Consider the following 18553-nt stretch of genomic DNA (forward strand, 5'->3'; position numbering starts at 1 on the left):
GACGTGGCGATTCTAGTCGGGTGTCAAACAGGGGCTCGGAAGAACTTCAATAGTTCACCCGAGCCCCTGGACGTAAATTCGCCCTACAGCGCGATGATCGTCTCTGGTGCGTAGCCCTGTCGGCGGTGAGCCCCATCAGATTGATCCGGTCCGCGATGGGCGTCGGGGGCGTCGAGCGAACCGTCGCCGTACGCGTCCGCACTGCCTGGGTCTAGGAGGAGATCGACGCGTCGCGCAACAGCAGGTCGAGCAGCGCTTCCTCGTGCACCGCCGACTGGCGTCGCTGCATCGTCGGCGCAAGAGCGAGGTCCCATGGTGTCGGGCGAGGTGCTCCCTCCAGAGGGAGGCGTTCGGCCGCCTGCTGCGAGTCCACTGCGTGCTCGTAGTCCACGGCCCCCATCCGCCACGGCCTGGCTCCGAGCGAGTACAGGCGGTTTGCGATCCAGATGCCGGGCCAGTCGAAATCGCCGTGATAGCGGACCTCTGCGGAGGCGTTGATGAGCAGGGACATCAGTTGCCAGGCGGCTGTCGACGGGTTGCCGGCGGTGCAGACGAAGGGTGCATCGATGCGGGAACGAGCTACCGCTTGTATGACCTGAGGGTTTTCACACGCCCAGACCCGGGTACCTAGTTCGACGGCTGGTTGCAGGTCCCTCTCCGGGTTTGATCGATCAGGTATGAGACCGGCTGCATCCAGCTCCTGAAGTGTCAGGTGTGTGACCAGTCCGGCGTCGGCTCGCTCGCGCATCGACCGAGCCCATAGGCTGTCGCCCGGGGGCCGCAGTCCCCAGGTCAGTGCCGTGCCGGACACGTTGTCCGGGGAGACACCGAGCATCGCCCACAGATCCCGAGTGCCTCTGCTTGTCTTCGGGATCGGTACGTCGAGCGCGGAGGCGGCAGCCCGCAGAACCAGCCGGGCTATCGGGCGGCCCTCATCGAGTCCGTGCGCATCTCCAGTGGTACGGCTAGCGAGCTCACCCAGCTCGACGACGGCAGGTTCGAGCGGCTCAGATGTTGGTTCGGTCTCAGGCCGACGCTCTGCCAGGACACCCGACTTCTTGAGTTCGGTCAGTACGGCGCCAGCGTCGCTCACGATCCGCCCAGCAGCCTCGCCGGCTCTTGTGAGGAGGCCCGAGGTACGGAGGCCCTCGACGAATCCCGGGATCCACGGTGCGTCAGCGAGTCCGGCGCGGGCCAGCGCCTTGTCCAGGTCCGCCCACAGCGCACTGCGGACCCGCTCCTGCTGCTCACGGGTTGCGCGCCGATCGACCAGCGCCGTTCCGGTGAGGTCGGCGACGACGCTCACCAGGCCGGCCTGCGCGGCCGAAGCACGCAGTGCGGTGTCCAGCACCTGCAGGCTGACCTGTCGACGGCCTGGCTTCCACGGCTTGCGAGACGCCCCGACCAGGCCGTTGAGCAGATCCGCGGCATCGTGGTCGAGCTCGACGGTCACGGTTCCGGCCCCTGCCAGCTCGTTGCGTTCCAAGTGCGTCCGGATCGCAGCCCAGAGGTCAGCGAGCGATGGATGGCCCAGATACTCACGGATCTCGTGGGACAACCGGTGGTCAGCCGGGGTCGCGGGATCGTGTTCCCTGTCCAGCATCAGTCACTCTCCCATCGGCCGCAGATGCCGGTTGCGTCCGTCCCAGTGCACGTGGGTGGTGATCGCCGACGTTCCCTGGGCGCGTCGCACCTCGTACGCGTCGAGCTTCGGTACCTGGGGGTAGGTACCCCACAGGGCATGCCCTGTCATGACGAAGTCGATGTCCAGGCGCACGAGCAGTCCCATCAGCTCGGCGATGGTGGGGTCGTCGACCTTGGCGAAGGCGTCGTCGAGCAGGAGCAGACGTAATGCCTTGCCTGTGTCGGGCAGCCCGGACAGGTAGGCGTCGATCGCTGCGAACAGAGTCACATAGGAGACGAATCGCGTCTCACCCTGAGAGAGCTTGGCGCGCCTGCTGATGCGTCGTTCCTGGTTGGGTGCTGGTCCCAGAATGATGACGTCCATCTGGTACCACTGCCGGTAGTCGAGGGCGGTCTGGAGATGCGCGGTGTAGCCGGCCGAGGGGTCGAGTGCGAACGAGCGTGCGACGCGGTCCTTTAGCAGGTCGATCAGTTCGACGTCCTGGTCGCGCCTGCGAATCTCGCTGCGCAGCGTGACGAGGTCCCGCAACTGCCTGATCGCCGGGTCTGAGTCTTCGGCAAGCGTCCATCGCAGCCTGACGCCGATCCCGTGGCTGGTGCGGATCGTGCCGAGCGAGGCGTTCATGGCATCGACGAGCTCGCGGGCCCGGGCGAGCCGGTCCTGGAGCTCGCGAGCGACACTGCCGAGGACGAACTCCTCGAAGACCCTTCGCTCCCGTTCGGTCAGGGCGGCGTCACCTGCCACAACCTGCTCGGACAGGCTGGCGGCCGCCTCGGCGACGGGCTTGGTACCCGTCGTGTCGGACAGTGCAATGAGCCGGACACCGTCCTCGACGCGTACGTCTACGTCGTAGACGCCCGACAGCTCGCGCTCCAGCACCTGCTGGGCGCGGCCCAGCGTCGTCTCGTCGGAGCGCGTCGCGTGGTCATGGACCGCGGCAAGGACCCGGGAGGCCATGGCCTTGATGGCGCGCGGCTCGGTCTCGACGCTGGCGAGTTCCCCAGGATCGGTCGCGAAAGCCGCTGCCGCGATCCCGGTCAGGCCACAGATCCGCTGAAGCCTCGCTGAGGCGATCCCGAGATTCTGCACGGTACCGGCGACGGCGCCTTGGGCACGTTCTGCTTCACCCGAGGCACGGCTGACCTCGCCGATCAAGTTCTCGCGCTGGGTCCGAGCCGAGGCCACCTGGCCACGTATCTTGGTGTGTTCCTCGCGGGTTTGTTCCAGCAGCCGTTCGGCGGTCTTGGCCTCAACGCCGACATTTTGCTCGATGGCAGCAAGCGTCGCGGCCTCCTTATTCCAGACCAGCCACTTGCTGTCAGCGTCAGACTCTGCCGCCTGGCGTGCGGCTTTGGCTTCGACAACCTCGGCCAGCGCAGAGGTGTGGTCATCAAGTCGCTGTATGAGGCCGGCATGCTCTTCCGTGGCGTGGTTACACATGCTGACGGCGGTACGCGAGTTGCGGTGCACATCGTCCAGCTCTCGCGCCCCGACTGGAAGCCCTCGCTCCTCGCAGATCTGGCGATGCGCCTGCTGAGCCTTTGTCCATTCCCGGCGCACGCCATCTGCGTACTCCCGGGCCTTCCCAGCCGCCGCTCCCGCCTTCTTGGCACGCTGCGTCGCATCCTGCGCGATGCGATGCGCGGTGAATATCGGCTGGCTGCGAGGGGCGTTACCAGCGGCGGCGCGCAACGCGGCGGCCTTGTCGCCGATCTCCCGACGCTTCGTAGCTCGAGCGGTCATCGCCTCGGCGATGTCCTGCCGTTCAGCGGCGATCACAGCCAGACGAGCAGCTCGGTTCGCCGCCCGGGCCGCGACTCCGACATACCGTGCAGTCGCCGGCTGGTGGCGCCCCGCTAGTGGGCCGGATCCCCAGGATCCGTCCGCGGCAATCCACAAGGCTGACCCACCAGGCGACGTGTTCGCGCCGGGCGGGGTGCCCGGTTCACGAACCTCGATGCGCTCCAGAATCGCCTGGACGAGGCCCGCGGCTAGCCCGCTCGTGGGGTCGGGCCGGAGAAATTCGATGGCGGAGCGAGCCGTCACGGCGCTCGCCTGGGTCGTGGCGAGCAGTTGCCCGTCCGCTGCGCGCACGTGCCCATCCGGGCCGATGCTCGCGGTCAGGAGGCCGGAGGCGACAAGAGCGCCCTCGACACCGGCCCGGGCTTCCTCGGCTAGGTCAGCCACGAAATCGATCGCCCGCCACAGCGGCACGGAGCCATCAGGGGAGGAGCTCTGCCAACGTGCGGAGGCTGGCTCTGGGTCCTTGGCAGCCTTGAGCGCCGTCTGTTCCTCGGCGAGCTCACGATCGCGATCACGATCGGCGTCGTCAGCGAGCTTGAGGACGCTGGACTCCTCGGCGAGTCGCTGGTGCGCAGGAGCCGTGATCTCCTGAGGGGCCCGATCGAGCCGCGCAAGCAGGTCGGCCGGTGCGTCGGTCAGAGTATCGGGATCGGTCAGGGCTCCTTCCAGCATCTCAAGAGCCGTTACCGGCCGGCCGGTAGTTGTTGACTGATCGTGCCTCGTATTACTCGTCTCCGATCCCCGAGGGTCAGACGGCGCGGGGTCGTCGGCCTGCTCGGAACGCAGGAGGTCAGCGATCATTGGCAGGGCCAACCAGCCGCGCCAACTTGTTACGTACTGCTCGACCGTACGACCAAGCTCTTCGGCGCGGTTCTCGGCTGCGGTCGCCTCAGCTTCGGCCTCCTCCAACTTCTCGTCTGCCCGTTCCGCGGCAATAGTCACCTCTCGGTGCTCGTTCTCAAGCTTGTGCGCGGCATCAGCTCGCTGACGTGCCTGGCCGATTCTCAGCTCGACGACGTCGCGCACGCGGTCGATCTTGTCGGCGAGGCCTTCGACGTCGTCAGGCGCGATCGTCAGCGGCTTCGCTGTGGGTCGCCGCTGCGGCTGCGGGTCGCCATCGACAGACGTGCGGGCCGCCGCCGTGTCGGTGGATGCCGTCAGAAGGGTGACGCTGACGTCTCCGGGCAACCCCGCGACCATTCCGTCGGGCGCGCCGGCGTCCGCAATCGCTCTCCGCGCCGCGCTCAACGCCTTGTTGAGCCTTGCGCCCGCTCTGACGACCTCGTCCGCCTGCTTGTCGGCCCGCTTTACGGTGGCCTCTTCGTTCCCGCGAGCGCTCTGGGCCGCAGCGAGAGTCGACTCCGCGGTGCCCTTCTGCGCCGCGACCCGACGAGCGCGCTCGTGCAGATCCTTGAGGTCCTCGATCGCCTTCGATTCTTCGATCCCCTTGATCGTGGATTCGAGGTCGCCCTCGGTGCTCTCCAGCTCCTCCAGCTCGGAGTCGACTCTGGCCTTGTCCGCCTGGAGATCCTCGTGCTTCCTGCGCAGCTCGTCTGCGTCGCTCACTGCGTGGAGGTTCTTGTCCGCGGCGTCCTTCGCCGCTGTCGCTGCGTCCGCCACACGAGCTGCCACGTAGCGCTCGTAGATACCAAGAAAGTTCGAGACGTGCCCCAGGGACGCCCTGAGCCGTTCCTGGCTCGCTCGAGTCTCGGTGAGTCCATCAAGCTTCTCCCCGGCCGCGTCCAGCGCCTGCTCCGACAGGGGCGGCAGCGCGTCGGTGAGGATCTGTGGGAGCCGTCCTTCCTCGATTCGGTTGCCTACATCCGGCGAACGAAGGGTGTGCAACAGCTGGAGCAGACCGTTGTATCGCTCGGCGGCCCGCTCGCCGGTGAGCCCGAAGACCGTCTGGGCGATGCGCGCGCGATGTTCAGCCGGCGCGGTGACACGATCGGCGCCGATGCGCTCCATCAGTTCCTCGCGCGACAGTGGTTCGCGTGCCGGGGACATCAGGGGCAGATCGATCCCGGCACGCAGGGGCGTGGTGAAGTAGTGCACCTTGACCTCGCCCGTGGATCGGGAGTAGCGCAGGTGCGCGCCGATCGTGAGGTGCTCGAAGCCGTCGCCGCTCGCTGCCTTGTCCGGCGCGCCGAATGTTGAAGCGGCAGCATCAGCGTCGGCAGGGCGGCGCAGTTCCGCCCAGAGGTAGCCGACCCGATTGGATCCCTCCCCTGCGCCCGCCTTCATCAGGTCTGTGAGCTGCACTTTGGCTGAACCGGTGGCGTCCATCCGGCGCCGGTCGGCGTCGAACAGGAAGGGGAACAGCAACTCCAGCGCACGGCTCTTGCCGGAGCCGTTGGTTCCGCGCAGAATCAGGCGACCACCTGAGATCTCGAAGGTGGAATCGTGGTAGTACCAGACGTTCAGGATGCCTGCACGGTTCAGGACCCACCTGTCGGGGTGATGCTGTGCGGGCGTGAGGTCATCACCGGTAGCGGATGGAGCCGGGCTCAGTGTTCCGTTGGTCATCGTTCCTCACACGTCCTGTTCGAATGTACGTCGCTCGGGCAGCAGCGTGAACAGGTCCTGGTCCTCTACGGAGCTACCGCCGTCCTGGGCGCCCTGTGTCGTGCTGTTGGTGCGCGCTCGGCGCGGGGTGTGTTCTGGCACCGGGCGGTATCGGGCGCAGGCCGGGTGCAGGACGATGCCGTCGTCGGTCTCCTGCGCGAGCCCAACTCCGGTCAAGAGGTCGATCACGGACCGCAGCAACCCGTCGACGTCCTGGGCGTCGGTTCGCCAAGCCCGGGCGTTGCGGCTGGCGAGCTGCTCCAGTTCCTCGCGGACAGAGAACCACGGCACGAGCAGACCGGGAACCTCCCGGCCGTGAAACATCGCGGTCGTCTCGGCGGTCGGTCGTGCACTGTCGATGGCGGCGTCGATCAGCAGCAAGGCGGCCTGACGTGTGGTGTGCTGCCCCGGGAAACTCAGGTCGGAGAGTTCTTCGCCCTCGTCATATGCGAGCACCCCCTCCGCACGCACCTCGAGCGTGAGCCCGAGGAGGTCGTCCAGCGCGTGGGCGATGTCCCTCCGCTCGCGCGAGAGCGCATCAGCCTCAGCGTCGGTGAGCGACTCCCGCCTCACGACTGGGTTCTCGGCAACCTTGCGGCGCAGGTCGCGGCGGGGTTGCACTGGAGCATCGGGATCGGGCTCCCACAGCGACTCAGGTCCATCGAGGTTCGCGAGTGGCCGTGCCAGCAGGTGTGCGAGCAGTGGGCGGTGAACCGTGAGCAGGGCTTCGTCCTTGCGTTCACCCCACGCGGCAACAGTCCCTTCGGTCTCGGTGATCAAGCCCCACTCGACCAAGTGCGTCAGGGCGACGACGATCGCGCGGACGTCGGCTGGACTCTCTGTGATCGTGATGTCGATGCTCGCGGCGTCGCGGCGCAACTGCTCGACTATCGAGGAGATAACGGACTGCTCGCCGGTGCCCGGTGCGAGCAGGCCCGCACACAGCAGCGCCAGGCAGGTGTAGGCACGCGGCGTCAGGAGGTCGTCCTTCTTCGCCCGGCGCGCACCGCGAGCCGGTGCATCGAGCGGGAGCGGCTGCTTCACGAGCCGTGCGAAGCCCGTCTCGACGACGAGCGGGTATCCGAGCTGGGTCTGGAACTGCCGTTTGAGTGCCGTGGCGTGGCGACGGACCAGCGCGGTCTCCTCAGGATTGGTGACCGAGGTGAGAATGGGGCGCATCATCAGGACCCGAGCCGCTTCGCGGCGCTCCGCAGATAGATGGGTGTCCGTCTGTGCGGTACCTGACCTCGTGGGTCCGCTGGCCGGTACGGAGGGCATGTCATCGCCTGTCATCATGCGGTGTACTCCGTTCTGAGCGGTATCACGGTCCCTGAGGTCTCCACCGGTCCCGCGGTCAGCGTCACCCCATGGACCGTCGTATCGCCGTCGTCGCTGTGCACGACGGTGGCAGCTACCTCGTCCGGTGCGGCGACGATGCGCAGGCCGAGATCGGTGTCGGTGTATTCGGCAATTTCCGCCAGGTCCTGTTCGCGAGCGAGCAGCTGGGCCAGCTGGTCCAGCAGTAGATTCCGAGCCGCCGGGGATACCCGCGCACCGTTCAGGTCGCCGACCGCGATCAGCTCGGCAGCGGCCGCACGGTTGCGACGTTCTTCCTCTTCGGCCTCGGCCAGGAGCCGCTCGCGGTCTAGCCCCGGGTCGGGCACCTTGGAGCTACGTCCGCGAGCGGTGCGATCACCCCGCTCACGCAACGAGAGGGGTACGTCCACGGGTTCGCCCTCCCACCACGAGGTCGTCGGACCGGCACGACCGTCGTCCTCCTGTGGGCCGAACAGGAGATGGCGGGACGGGTAGGCACCGAAGGCCGCGTCGTAGATCCGGTGTGCAGTCGGCGTGTCCGCGTTGTCGAACCAGGTCGCCAGCCTGAGGAAGTCCGCGCGACGCGAGACGCCGGCACCAGCGGCGGACAGCATGCGCTTCGCATTGGTCAGGACCTGGCCGAGCGCCTGGTCCGCTGCGGCCCGTAGTTGGTCGGGCCCAGATCTGCCACGACGGCCGAGGTACCACTCGCTCAGCGCCTCCCAGTTGTCAGCTTCCCGGCCTGGAGAACGCTCACCGACGCCGTCCGCGGCCACCGGACTAGGCAGGCTCGCCAGGGCAGCCAACAGCGTCGGCTGGTTCATGGTGATACGCACGAGGTAGGTGCCCATCAATGGCGCGTGCCTGTTGACGTCGGCCGAGATCAGTTCCACGTAGTCGAGCAGCATCGTCTTGAACACGCTGAATTCCTGTGTGCTCAGGTCATATCGCGCCATCCGGCCCTGGACGAAGGCATAGAAGTCTGTCGCAGAGTCGGCGAAGAGACGCTGGTTGTTGAAGACCGTGGTGACGTCCGCCGCCAGGGCGTCGACACTTACACCGGCGCTCTCCTCGCCTCCCGCAGCAAGGCGTTCGGCTGCTTCGGCGATCCGTTTCAGGGTTTCCGCCGTGCCGCCGAGAAGCTCGCGGGCAACTTCGCGTGCGCCGTCCTGCGCAGCGAGGAGTTCGTCGATCTGCCGGTGGACTCGACCCCCGAACTTCGACACCTGATACCGGGCTTTCGACCGCAGGTACTCCGAGATCGTGGACACGCGAGCGTCGCGCACCGACCGGATCAGGTTGCCCCACTGCTCAAGCTGCTTGCAGCGGGCCTCGACGTCGGTCACGCTCAGGTCCTGATAGCCGCTCTTCTCAAGGGCCGCGCGGGCCTCGCTCGCGGAAAGATCCGTGAGCAGCGACGTCGTGAACAACCGCATGAGCGCGATGTAGCCGGTGCGAGTTTCCGGGTTGGTCACATAGCGGTAGAGGTCGAGCCGATCCGCCTCAGGCAACGGCTCGCTCACGGCGTGGTCGTCCGAGCCGTCACCCGGAAAGGAGTTGCCAAGACCGGCGCCAACGACCTTCCCCGCCTCATCAAGCGCATGGCCGGCGCTTCCGTCAGTCATGGTGAAAGAGCTCCGCTGCGTGGTACCACCCGCGGTCTCGGTCATGGCGCCAACCGTAGGTGCAGACCCTGACACAGGTCCCCAATAGTCCCTGAGTTCACCCGGTTCGCGACGCCCTTGGCAGCGATCGCGAAATGGGTCTCGTGACTGTTGCCGGCGCGGGCCAGAGTGTTGGTTCGATGCGCCCTCTACTCCCCGAGCCTACCTCGCGCGAGGTCGGCGGCGCCCACAGCGGACCCCGGCTACCAGCCAGGGCCGACAGAGCGCTCGCGCTCCCGGTTCGCGTGGTTGCGGCGGGCACCTTGGTCGGCTTCAACCCGGGCAGCGGGGGTACGCGCGACGGTCGCAATCACGCCTGAGAAGCAAGAGCCCCGCTTGGCTCGGAGCGTTTGCCCTGACGAGACGAGGTGTTCACGGTGGAGCCAAAGGATTCGAAATCTGCCCCTGGAGTTTGAACGATTTCGTGAGAACCCAACCTGCGAGCTTCCCCCGTGCGTTCACGCCAGCCTTTTGCAAAGCTCGGCCTTGCCCGACGCCAGTAAGGCGGCAAGTGTCGATCAAACGCCAGAGACATGGCCCCAGTTGGCGCCCAAATCTAGATCGCGTCGTGATGCTCTAAGGGAACTAGACGCAGGGGCGGTCAAGCATCGTTCGCCAGGCTCCCTTCACTCTCGATCGGTAGCCATACAACGCAAAGCCTCGCTGCCGCTCCACCGATCTGACGAAACTGGTTTGCTAGAGAGACAACCTCCATACGGGCCACGCTCGAGCCGAATCTTTTAATTGAATTGGCGTTTACCTGGACCGGGCTTCCGTACGCCAGCACGTACGTCCGAGGCTTCTCGAATAAATTCATGAATTGAACCTCGTCAAGAGTGGTTCGATCATTGGATACGAGCCGCCTGTAATGCGCTTTTAGCCTTGTGCCAGCCTCGGCACGCAGATCATTCTCGATAATGTGCGCGGAGTTAATGATCTGAGATCGTACATCTCTGATCTTGACATCGAATCCGCGTTTCACGTGAACAACGTAAACGGATTCGTCGTCCCATACGAGCGTGTCAAACAGCTCGACATTGTCCGTCAACACTCGGTCACCATTTATGAATGGAAGTCTGTCACTCACAGATCTCTTGTTATATTCACCCTCGCTCTGGGATGCCTGCCACGGCCTCATTCCAATTCTGCTGCGGTCCATTTCATGCTCTTCAAGCGTAGAAATAAGGTCCTTCGTGACTTGCTTTATATAGGAAGCCTCGACCTCGTACCATCTTCCCGCGAGTAGGTAGTACGTCTTTTCTCCGTGGCGCAATTCCCCATGCAGATGGGATAGCAGCGTGCCCGTCGTGCCAAATCCTGCGCCATAGTCAAGATTTTCGCTGGCGATGGAGATATTCGTCAGGTTCGCAAGCACATCACCGTCGATGGTGGCATTGCGGACCACATCGCCAAGACTCGGTCGGTCGGGGCCCTCGTAGATCACCGTACCTTGCTGCAGCACGGTATATGCCGTCGCATTATCGTAAATTGACGCATCCACGTGAGTAACCGCGATATTCTCGCACTCCCCTCGCAGGAAGACCCTCGCCGCAAGCTCCCCTTTGAGGCGCGCAACAAGATCCTTCTTTTTGCGCGGATTCAGTACTTTTATCGCATCCAGGCTTGACCACCCGTCGTCTTCCGGGATGTCCGTATCCACCTTGCGGGACAGCCATCGGATGAGTGCGACAATCTTTTCAGGCGTCTTGACCTTGGGTCCGAACCGCACCGATGCCGTTACGTCAACCTTTATCTTGGACTTTCGTCCGAAGACCGAGACGATCAAGGCCTCTTCGACAACTGCAGGCAGCAATTGCCCACTCAGTGCGGTCCATACGTTCTCCAAAGATTCAACGTGCGAGATGCGGCGCGGATCCCTAAAATGGACGTCGCTTGCGAGGTTGGCCCCCGTTATCTGACTCGAGCGGACGCCCTTAACCTCCGGTCGCGCTACTCGACGGCCGACCTCTATTGGAAATGAGATGTCGATGAATCGCTCAAACGCCACCATGCCTTGGCCTGCCGTGTAGGCATATAGGTCGCCGCCTTCACCTACAAAGCATACAAGGTGTTGCATTTCATTCTTTATCTCGCCGAGCTCTATTCCTGACCCTTTAAAGAAATGGACCCAGGTGCTCGTGTTTGGGCGCGTCTTAACGTTTCTGTATAGTTCGAGTTGGCAGCCGTCGATTGTAGAGCGTCCTTCGAGGCGATAAACCTCTTCACCCTTTTCTTTGTTGTAAAGAGTGATAATGCCGCCGGGGACATCGTCTAGATTGGTATTGTCTCCCAAAAATTCCAGTGCGGCGTCCACATCGATCCTGTAAATGGGAGCCGCAATTCCCTGTGAAACCGTCATAGCAAACCCCTGCCATGGCCACTCGCCGTTGTGTGGTTCGGTCTATGGATTTGTTCGCGTAGTCGGCCGGTGACTGTGTCAAGAGTGCCAGGCCGACTACGGCCAAACGAATGCGGCGCGTGTGCCGTTGCGAGTGAACCGCCTTTACATTGCAGTTACGGCTCTGTCGGCCCGCGCGGCCATGAGTGCCGGACAACGCATCGCCACTACCTTCGCAAGAGATCGCGAAGGTCGTCAATGGTTCCGTCTGGTTGGTTCCGACATGAGGGCAAGCAGTTGGCGTCAAGAACTCATAAGATCTGATGGGGCTAGACCAGGCCCGGGTCCAGCCAGGTTACCGACCAGCTCTGGCAAGTCTCCGAGTTTGCCTACATGCGGCGCCCGTCCGTGCCCTAAGGAGACGGGGCGAAACCAGGTCGCCCGGCGCCGATGGTCATGGCTGCCAACCACAGCCAGGATCACGATCGCGCCCCCGATCTGCCTGGTCTCGCCGGGCGCGCTCTTCGGTCTGGCGGCGCAGGTACTCATCTCGGCTCCGTGCCTCGTCCAGAACTGCCGGCACGCGTTCCATGCGCCGGGGGATACGCGGGGCTGTGTGACTCATCCGGCCGGACTCGGCCGGGGTGATGGTCAGCAGCGCTCGGGCGGCCACCGTGTATGCCTCCCCGCGTTCGCCCTCGTCTTTCAGCCCGAGCGGGTCGCTGGCATCGATGATCTGGTAGCGGTCGCGGTAGGCCAGTACCTGCCGCAGCGCCACCGCCCATGCTTCCCGTGCAGTGCCTGCTGGTGGTGGGGGCGTGATGTTCTCCATCCACAGTTCCGGTTCGAGTAGCGCCTGATCGACCAATCGGTCCAGGCGGGCGGAGATGAGGTCGGCCTGCCGGTTGAGCCAGGCCCGAACGTGAGGATCGCTCTGCGCCTGTTCCTGGCTACTGGCTGCACCGCTCACCGCAGGCGCAGAGTCGGCCATCCACTGCGGCTCAGTGTCGGTCTGGTTCAGGAGGCGGTCGGCGTAGTGCTCGACCATGACCCGGCGCACGTCACCGGTTGTCAGCCGCTCCCGTGAGGTCGCGTCCGCCGCGCTAACGACCTGAGCGACGCGCTCGACCAGGCCAGGCCACTGCACAGGCTCGATACGCCCGTGGAGGTGGTCGACGAGCGCGCGCAGGAGTGGGATCTGCCGTTCGAAGTGATCCAGGTCCCGGATCAGGTGCAGGTTGGGTGCCATCGCGAACCACGACAGCGGAATGGTCTCGGCGAGTGCTGTTGCCAGAACGTCAGGGGTGTCGATCGCGGCCTGTGCGGGGTCGGTCCCGGTCGGCAGGTCCAGTGCCCGGGCCTGAGTGGCTTCGTCAGGGGTGAGCATGTCCCACACGCGCGCGGCGGCGGTGCGGCCGGCGGTGTCCGGGTCCAGTGCGACGATCAGATCGGTCAGGTCGCGTCCGGTCGCGTCGCGCAGGGCCTGAAGGTGCTGCCTGGTGATGCCGGTTCCGCACGCCGCAACGGGCACGATCTCGATCCCCGTCCGCTCAGCCAGATCAGCAGCGGCGAGCTGGAGGGCGGCATGGTCGGTGGGCCCCTCCACCAGGACCGGGCGCGCCCCACCGGCGAGGCGCGCGATGGCGGCAGGGTCGAGGCCAAGTAGCAGCTCGCTCTTGCGATACGCAGCCGTCTCCGGAATGTTCAGATACTTCGGTGCTCGGTCGTCCGTCTCGGCAGGGTTGATGCGCGCGGTGACACCGACGATCGCACCGGCCTGGTCGCGGACGGGGAAGATGATCCGGTTCCGGAACCGGTCGATCAGCCGCCCGTTCCTGGTCCGGGTCGTCACCCCGGCGTCGATGAGCTGATCCGCGGTATAGCCCAGTGACCGCAAGTGATCACTGAGCCCGGTCCAGGATGCGGGAGCAACACCCCACTCGGCATCGGCCAGACCACGCCCGGCCATATACCGGGCGGCCCACGACTGGGTGGCGCGTTGCCCGCTCCACCACGCCCACGCGTGCCCCGTGATCTCGATGACCAGTGACCGGACGGCCGGGTCGACGGCCGCAGGCGGTTCGGCGGGTCGCGTGGGAGCAGGTTCCCCGGCCTCGGGCGGCGGGCCGCATGGTGGCTGTGTGCCGGACCATGCCATGTTGTCGGAGGTGTCGGGCGACGTGGTGATCCAGGTCGGCAGCCCACGCCCGTCGTGGTCGTGGGGTCGGGGTAGGCCGATGCGGTGGTGCAGGACCTTCGCGACGGACCGGGCGCCCTGGAAGCCGCCCTCGACCGCTCGTCGCACCACGATCGCGGCATCGGTGCCCGCGGCTTCGTGCTGAGAGAGTCGTTTGGCCAGCGCAGGCCATGCCTCGTCCGCGAGGACCAGGTCGGCCATCCGCTCTGGCAGAACCGACCGGACGGCCCGGCCCAGGCGCCCGGCGCGGTCGGTGTCGAGGAACTCGAGGTAGGCGTCCTCGTACTCCGGGACCAATCGGGCCAGGGAGTGCGCGTAGTCCCACTCCTCCTCGATGACCCGGGAAGCGGACTGCTCCTCGCCGTCACGGTCCAGCACGCCCTTGAGCGCATTCAGGACCGCACGCTCCATGTCGGGCTGGCGGTGGGGGTCGAGGTCCAGGACGTCGTCGGTCTCCACGTACATCCGGTTGGAGTTCCGTCCGCGGGTGATGGCGGTGTAGAGCTCGTTGCGGGTCATCCCGACCCCAACCATGGCGTGGCAGGTGTCCACGGTCATGCCCTGCACCCGGTGAATCGTCGCCGCATACCCCAGCTCGACATGCGCCGCGACGTAGTCCGCGGGCAGCACCACGGTCGCACCGGTGTCCAGGTGCCGTGCCTGCAGGGCACTGTCGCGGCTGCGGGCGGTGACGCGCCAGAGGTCGCCGTTCTTGACCCAGTCCCGGCCCCAGTCGATGTGCCCGTCGTCGTGCTCGGCACGCAGGTGCCGGTTGTTCAGCCGGGTCACGATCACGTCGCCGATCCCGGCACGGTTCTCGTCATGCAAGACCACGCCGTCTTCCTCGACCTCGCCACGGGTGACGCGGTGCAGCCGGGCACGGGCCGAGAGCTCGGTCACCAGCGTGTTGGTCGCGGCGATCATGACCGTCTTGCGACCTGCGTCGGAGTCGGTCTGCCAGTTCGCGAACATCTCTTCCGCCATCAGCGCAGCGGACCCGCCCTGGGTGCGGTGCTGGGTGATGTAGAAGTCCAGGCCCTGGTGGTCTCCGTCGCGGATCTGGAGGGAGGCGTCGGCTTCACCGAGGGTGTGGAACCGGTGGATCTGCGTCAGCTCGACCGCGCCCCCCTGTTGCGCGATCAGCCGCAGCGCACCACAGGCGGCGACGGCCCCGAGTTGGGCCGGGTCGCCGAGCAGTCGGACGCTGCCGCCGGCGGCCTGGGTGATGGCCAGGACGTCGGCGAGGGCGAGGGTGCCGGCCAGACTCGCCTCGTCGACCAGGACCACCGTCCCTGGCTCGACCGTCAGGCGTTCGCGCAGGCGTTCCCCGCCGGCGCCTTGGCTGGCCAGGAGGAACATGTCCAGGGTCTCCGCGGTGATCCCCTCGCCGAGGTCGGCGCCGAGGACTTCCGCGGCGGCGGCCGACGGGGCAAGTGCGAGGAGCTTGCCACCTGACTGCTGGACAGCCGTCGCGAAGGCGCGCATGGCGGTGGTCTTCCCGGTCCCGGCAGGGCCGATCCCTGCCGCCAGGACCGTGCTCGTCGCGAAGTGTGCGACCAAGTCCCGCTGGCCCTGGTTCAGGATGTGGCCCTTGTCCACCCGAACCTGCTCGATCGCGCCCTCGACCACGGCTGGGTCGATGATCAGGCCACCGGGTATGCGGGCGGCGGTCAGTAGCTGGTCTTCGGCTTCCAGGACCGCCAGGGAGGTGTACCGGGTCGAGCCGTGCACGAAGTAGACCGACTCGCCGTCCTTGCGGCGCATCACGTTCGGCGGCTCGTTCAGGTCCGGGGGCGTGATCACGAGACTGGCCGCGACAGCATGCGCGGAGATCGTCGCGGCCAACGCGAGCAGGTCGGTACCGGTGGGGGCGTGCTCCCTGGCGAGGCGGGTGGCCTCGGCCTGCAGGTGATAGGTCGTCCACGTCGCCCGCCTGCCCGCCACGTTCGTCAGACAGGCGTCCACAAGATCGCCCTGGGCCAGCACCTGCGCGGCAAGGTCTGCGAGCAGGGTCTGGAGGTCGGTGGTTGCCCTCCGCCGTAGCTGTCGGAAGAGTTGCGTGCGCGGCTGCCCGGCGGCGAGACGCTCGACCGCGTCCCTGACGTCCTGCGCCGTCCACCGGGCGATCCCACGCCCGGCGAGATCCTGAGCGACGGCAGGCCACAGATCCTTGAGCTCGTCGACCACGACCTGCCCCGTGCCCAGGCGGGGATTGAGCGCACGCCCGAGCATCCGCGCCACCGCCTCCGGCCCGCCCAGGACCGCGGTTGCCATCTGGGCCCACTGCGGGAGCCGATGGCGAAGCCCGACGGGAGCGCCCTTGCCCTGCCGGGTGTCGAGGTTGGCCTGCTGCGCCAACCCGTACGCGATCTTCGTATCTGGCTCGTGCCCGTACTTGGCCCGGTACGCGGCCCGGAGATTCTCGTAGGACTCCTGGATCGCGGCACGGCGCCGAGAGAACGCGTCCCGAAGTTGCTTGGGGATGCCGACGATCTCGCGGACGCCTTGCTTGCCTCGGCCGCGGGTCTCGGTGTGGAACGCGACGCCGAGACGCTCGACCAGGAGCTGCTCGATGCGGGTGTTGTACCGCTCCGACGCCGCCACCTTTAGCGCCAGCAGCACCCGACCGTCGAGGGATCTCCAGATCCCGTCGACGCCGAGGACCTTGGTGGAGACCGCGATGTGGGTGTGCAGGTTAGGGTCCCCAGCGCGGGAGTCCAGGTGATCGAACGCAACGGCGGTCAGGCCGTGGGTGTCGATCTGCCGCACACCACCGGCACCGCCACGGGTTAGCGCCCCCTCGGTCTCGATCCACGCCAGTGTGTCCCGCCAGGCCTGGGTATGCGCCTTCGTGATCGCCTCCCGCGTGGCCGCCTCGCCCAGACCCCACAACACGCTGATCGACTTGACCGGCGTGAATACCAGGTCATACCCCGCCACCGCCCTGCGGGGCTGCTGCCCGCGCTTGGCCAACCACGTGGCGACGTCCTGGTCCGAGAGCTCACCCGAGGCGCCCTTGTCGGTGTGCTCCTGCTGTGCCAGGGTTCGAGCAACGTTCCAACGGATCAGGTCCCGCTCGGCCCCCGCCTCCGGCGGACGATCGTTCTCGGCAGCGAACACAGCGAACGCGGCCTCCAACGCCTGCCTGTAACCGTCGTCGGCTTTGGCCTTGAACTCCGGGAACGCTCGCCCCAGCCGGCCGGCGCGCTCCGCATCCTGCTTCGACAAGCCACGGGCCAGCGCCTCGACCTCCAGCCGGTCCGCGTCCGGGTGCCGCCCCTGCCCGAACAGAGACTTCATCTGCTTCTCGAGCACCTGGCCCGAGACCCCGAGCTGGTCCAGCCCCTTGCCGACCCACTGGCCGGGTGGGTTGCCGTGCTGCATGTAGTAGTCCGTCAACGACATGCCCCGGCCGCGCGGGACGTCCCCCGACGCGACCTGCTGCGTCAGGTACGTGTACCCGCTTCCCGCGCTGAGCACATGGGCCGTCATCACGTCCCCCACCCCCTCCCTGGCAGGACTGGAGCGGGTCAACTCGGGTTGGCTCAGGACCGCTCACAGCGTTGTGCATTAGGTGTGTCGCCCTTACCTGGGCGGTCCGCGGGACCCGCTGTCCTCTGCTCGCCTGCACTCGCCACGTAGCCGTGTCCGTCGCGCAGCTGTGTCCGCCGCGCGCGTGCGTCGTCGCGTGCGTGTCCGTAGTCGTGTGCTCGTAGGCCGTGTGCCCGTGCTGCGTGGCGCCGGAGGAAACGGGGATCCGGGTCCCCCGGGCATGCCAAGAGCCCGTCCATCCCCGAAGGGATGGACGGGCTCTTGGCCGTCTGTTCGCCAGGCGATGTCGGGCCAGGCCTCCAGCGCCTGCAACCACATGCTGTGATTGACGCCGTGGCTACCTACCGGTCCCGCGGCGGGAAGCCATTCCCGGCTTAGTTAACGCCAGCCTCGTAGGAGCGGGGCGATCAGTCGCGGCGCCAGTAGGTCGGTCTCCACCAGTACAGCGCCGTTCGGTCGTCGGGCCAGGGCGCATGCTGAACGCCGGCTGGCTCAAAGCTGTCGATCGCCGTGTCAAGGACGCGCCAGCCAACGTCCACCGCTTCGTTCACGAGCGCGGTGCGTACCGCTCTCGTGAACCGCTACTCGACCGCGCCAAGCTCGGCGTAGTTGCGCTGAGCCTCGATCAACGAAGGACGGTTCGCGCCGCCGCCCCAGTCAGGCCATCGGAGCTGGACTGCGTCGTCCTCCCAGAAGCACACATCGCAGATCTCAAAGCTGCCTGGCGGGTCGCCGAGCGTGACGTGACCGCAACACGGGCACGGATACGCAGCCTCAGGTGCATCCATTGTCCTCGGCTCCTAGAGACGGCCTTCGGCGCGTTCCAAAAGGGCCTTCATCAACCCCGCCACGGACGCCGCACCAACGATCTCTCCGGCTTCGATCAGGCCTGGAATCTCTGCCAGCGGGATCCACCGGACTTCCTCCGCCTCGTTGACGTCCGGCGCGGCGCCTGTGTCATGCCCGCCGCGGGCGAGGTAGACGATGTTGGGCTGATCCACGGTGCCGACCATCGGCTGGAAGCGCAGGTACTCGCGAACCTCACGGGGACGCCACCCGGTCTCCTCCTCGGCCTCGCGGAAAGCAGCGGCCTGAGGTCCTTCGTTCGGGTCGAGGTAGCCACCGGGCAGCTCCCAGACCCACTGGTCGATGATGAACCGATGCCGCCACATCATCAGGACCCGATCGTGGTCGTCCAGCATCAGGACCATGATCGCGGCAGGGACCCGCAGCACCCACTGCTCGAACTCGACCCCGTCCGGCAGACGCACGTTGGCGATGCTCACGTTCGCCCGGCGGGTGTCATCCACCAGCCGCTCGCCCAGGATCTCCCATTGCGTCGACCTGCTCGGCGTCGGGCTGGGCTCAGTGCTCACCCCTGGCAGCGTACGGGAGCGCCGAAGAACGATTCACTTCTTCTCGACGTCGCGATGGTGGAGCGTGCCCGCTGGGTGTTTGAGCTCGGCGAGCAC

8 protein-coding genes are annotated in these 18553 nt (G+C 66.4%); all 8 read right to left on the reverse strand.

Translation table 11 applies throughout. The annotated features are described in order from the left end of the window. Positions 1-211: 211 nt before the first annotated feature. A complete protein-coding gene (locus LUU90_RS09215; protein ID WP_275003084.1) occupies positions 212-1603 on the reverse strand; it encodes a TIGR02679 family protein in 1392 nt (463 codons plus the stop codon). 3 nt (positions 1604-1606) lie between these two features. Beyond that, entirely contained in the window at positions 1607-5974 is a 4368-nt protein-coding gene (locus tag LUU90_RS09220; protein ID WP_275003085.1) for a TIGR02680 family protein, read from the reverse strand. 6 nt (positions 5975-5980) lie between these two features. Then, on the reverse strand, positions 5981-7309 hold the full coding sequence (locus tag LUU90_RS09225; RefSeq protein WP_342469857.1) for a TIGR02678 family protein: 1329 nt from the start codon (positions 7307-7309) through the stop codon (positions 5981-5983). Next, positions 7306-9000 (reverse strand): DUF2397 domain-containing protein, encoded by a 1695-nt coding sequence (locus tag LUU90_RS09230; RefSeq protein ID WP_275003086.1) that lies wholly within the window; start codon positions 8998-9000, stop codon positions 7306-7308. Before LUU90_RS09230 ends, LUU90_RS09225 begins: the two co-directional genes overlap by 4 nt. 595 nt (positions 9001-9595) lie before the next feature. Then, on the reverse strand, positions 9596-11353 hold the full coding sequence (locus tag LUU90_RS09235) for a DUF6119 family protein (protein WP_275003087.1): 1758 nt from the start codon (positions 11351-11353) through the stop codon (positions 9596-9598). Positions 11354-11786: 433 nt separating this feature from the next. After that, positions 11787-17021 (reverse strand): MobF family relaxase, encoded by a 5235-nt coding sequence (gene mobF, locus LUU90_RS09240; protein ID WP_275003234.1) that lies wholly within the window; start codon positions 17019-17021, stop codon positions 11787-11789. 641 nt (positions 17022-17662) lie between these two features. Then, positions 17663-17869, reverse strand: coding sequence for a CPCC family cysteine-rich protein (locus LUU90_RS09245; protein WP_275003088.1), 207 nt, complete (start codon positions 17867-17869; stop codon positions 17663-17665). A gap of 12 nt (positions 17870-17881) precedes the next feature. Continuing rightward, positions 17882-18457: an NUDIX hydrolase gene (locus LUU90_RS09250; protein ID WP_275003089.1), complete on the reverse strand. Its 576-nt coding sequence runs from the start codon at positions 18455-18457 to the stop codon at positions 17882-17884. Positions 18458-18553 lie beyond the last annotated feature (96 nt).

The organism is Promicromonospora iranensis, from assembly GCF_028994775.1.
GTDB classification, from domain to species: Bacteria; Actinomycetota; Actinomycetes; order Actinomycetales; family Cellulomonadaceae; genus Promicromonospora; species Promicromonospora iranensis_A.

What these genes read in the sequence shown, in the direction of transcription:
- LUU90_RS09215 (WP_275003084.1), bottom strand. Translation starts at nt 1,603, where the DNA reads ATGCTGGACAGGGAACACGATCCCGCGACCCCGGCTGACCACCGGTTG.
- LUU90_RS09220 (WP_275003085.1), bottom strand. Translation starts at nt 5,974, where the DNA reads ATGACCAACGGAACACTGAGCCCGGCTCCATCCGCTACCGGTGATGAC.
- LUU90_RS09225 (WP_342469857.1), bottom strand. Translation starts at nt 7,309, where the DNA reads ATGATGACAGGCGATGACATGCCCTCCGTACCGGCCAGCGGACCCACG.
- LUU90_RS09230 (WP_275003086.1), bottom strand. Translation starts at nt 9,000, where the DNA reads ATGACCGAGACCGCGGGTGGTACCACGCAGCGGAGCTCTTTCACCATG.
- LUU90_RS09235 (WP_275003087.1), bottom strand. Translation starts at nt 11,353, where the DNA reads ATGACGGTTTCACAGGGAATTGCGGCTCCCATTTACAGGATCGATGTG.
- mobF (WP_275003234.1), bottom strand. Translation starts at nt 17,021, where the DNA reads ATGACGGCCCATGTGCTCAGCGCGGGAAGCGGGTACACGTACCTGACG.
- LUU90_RS09245 (WP_275003088.1), bottom strand. Translation starts at nt 17,869, where the DNA reads ATGGATGCACCTGAGGCTGCGTATCCGTGCCCGTGTTGCGGTCACGTC.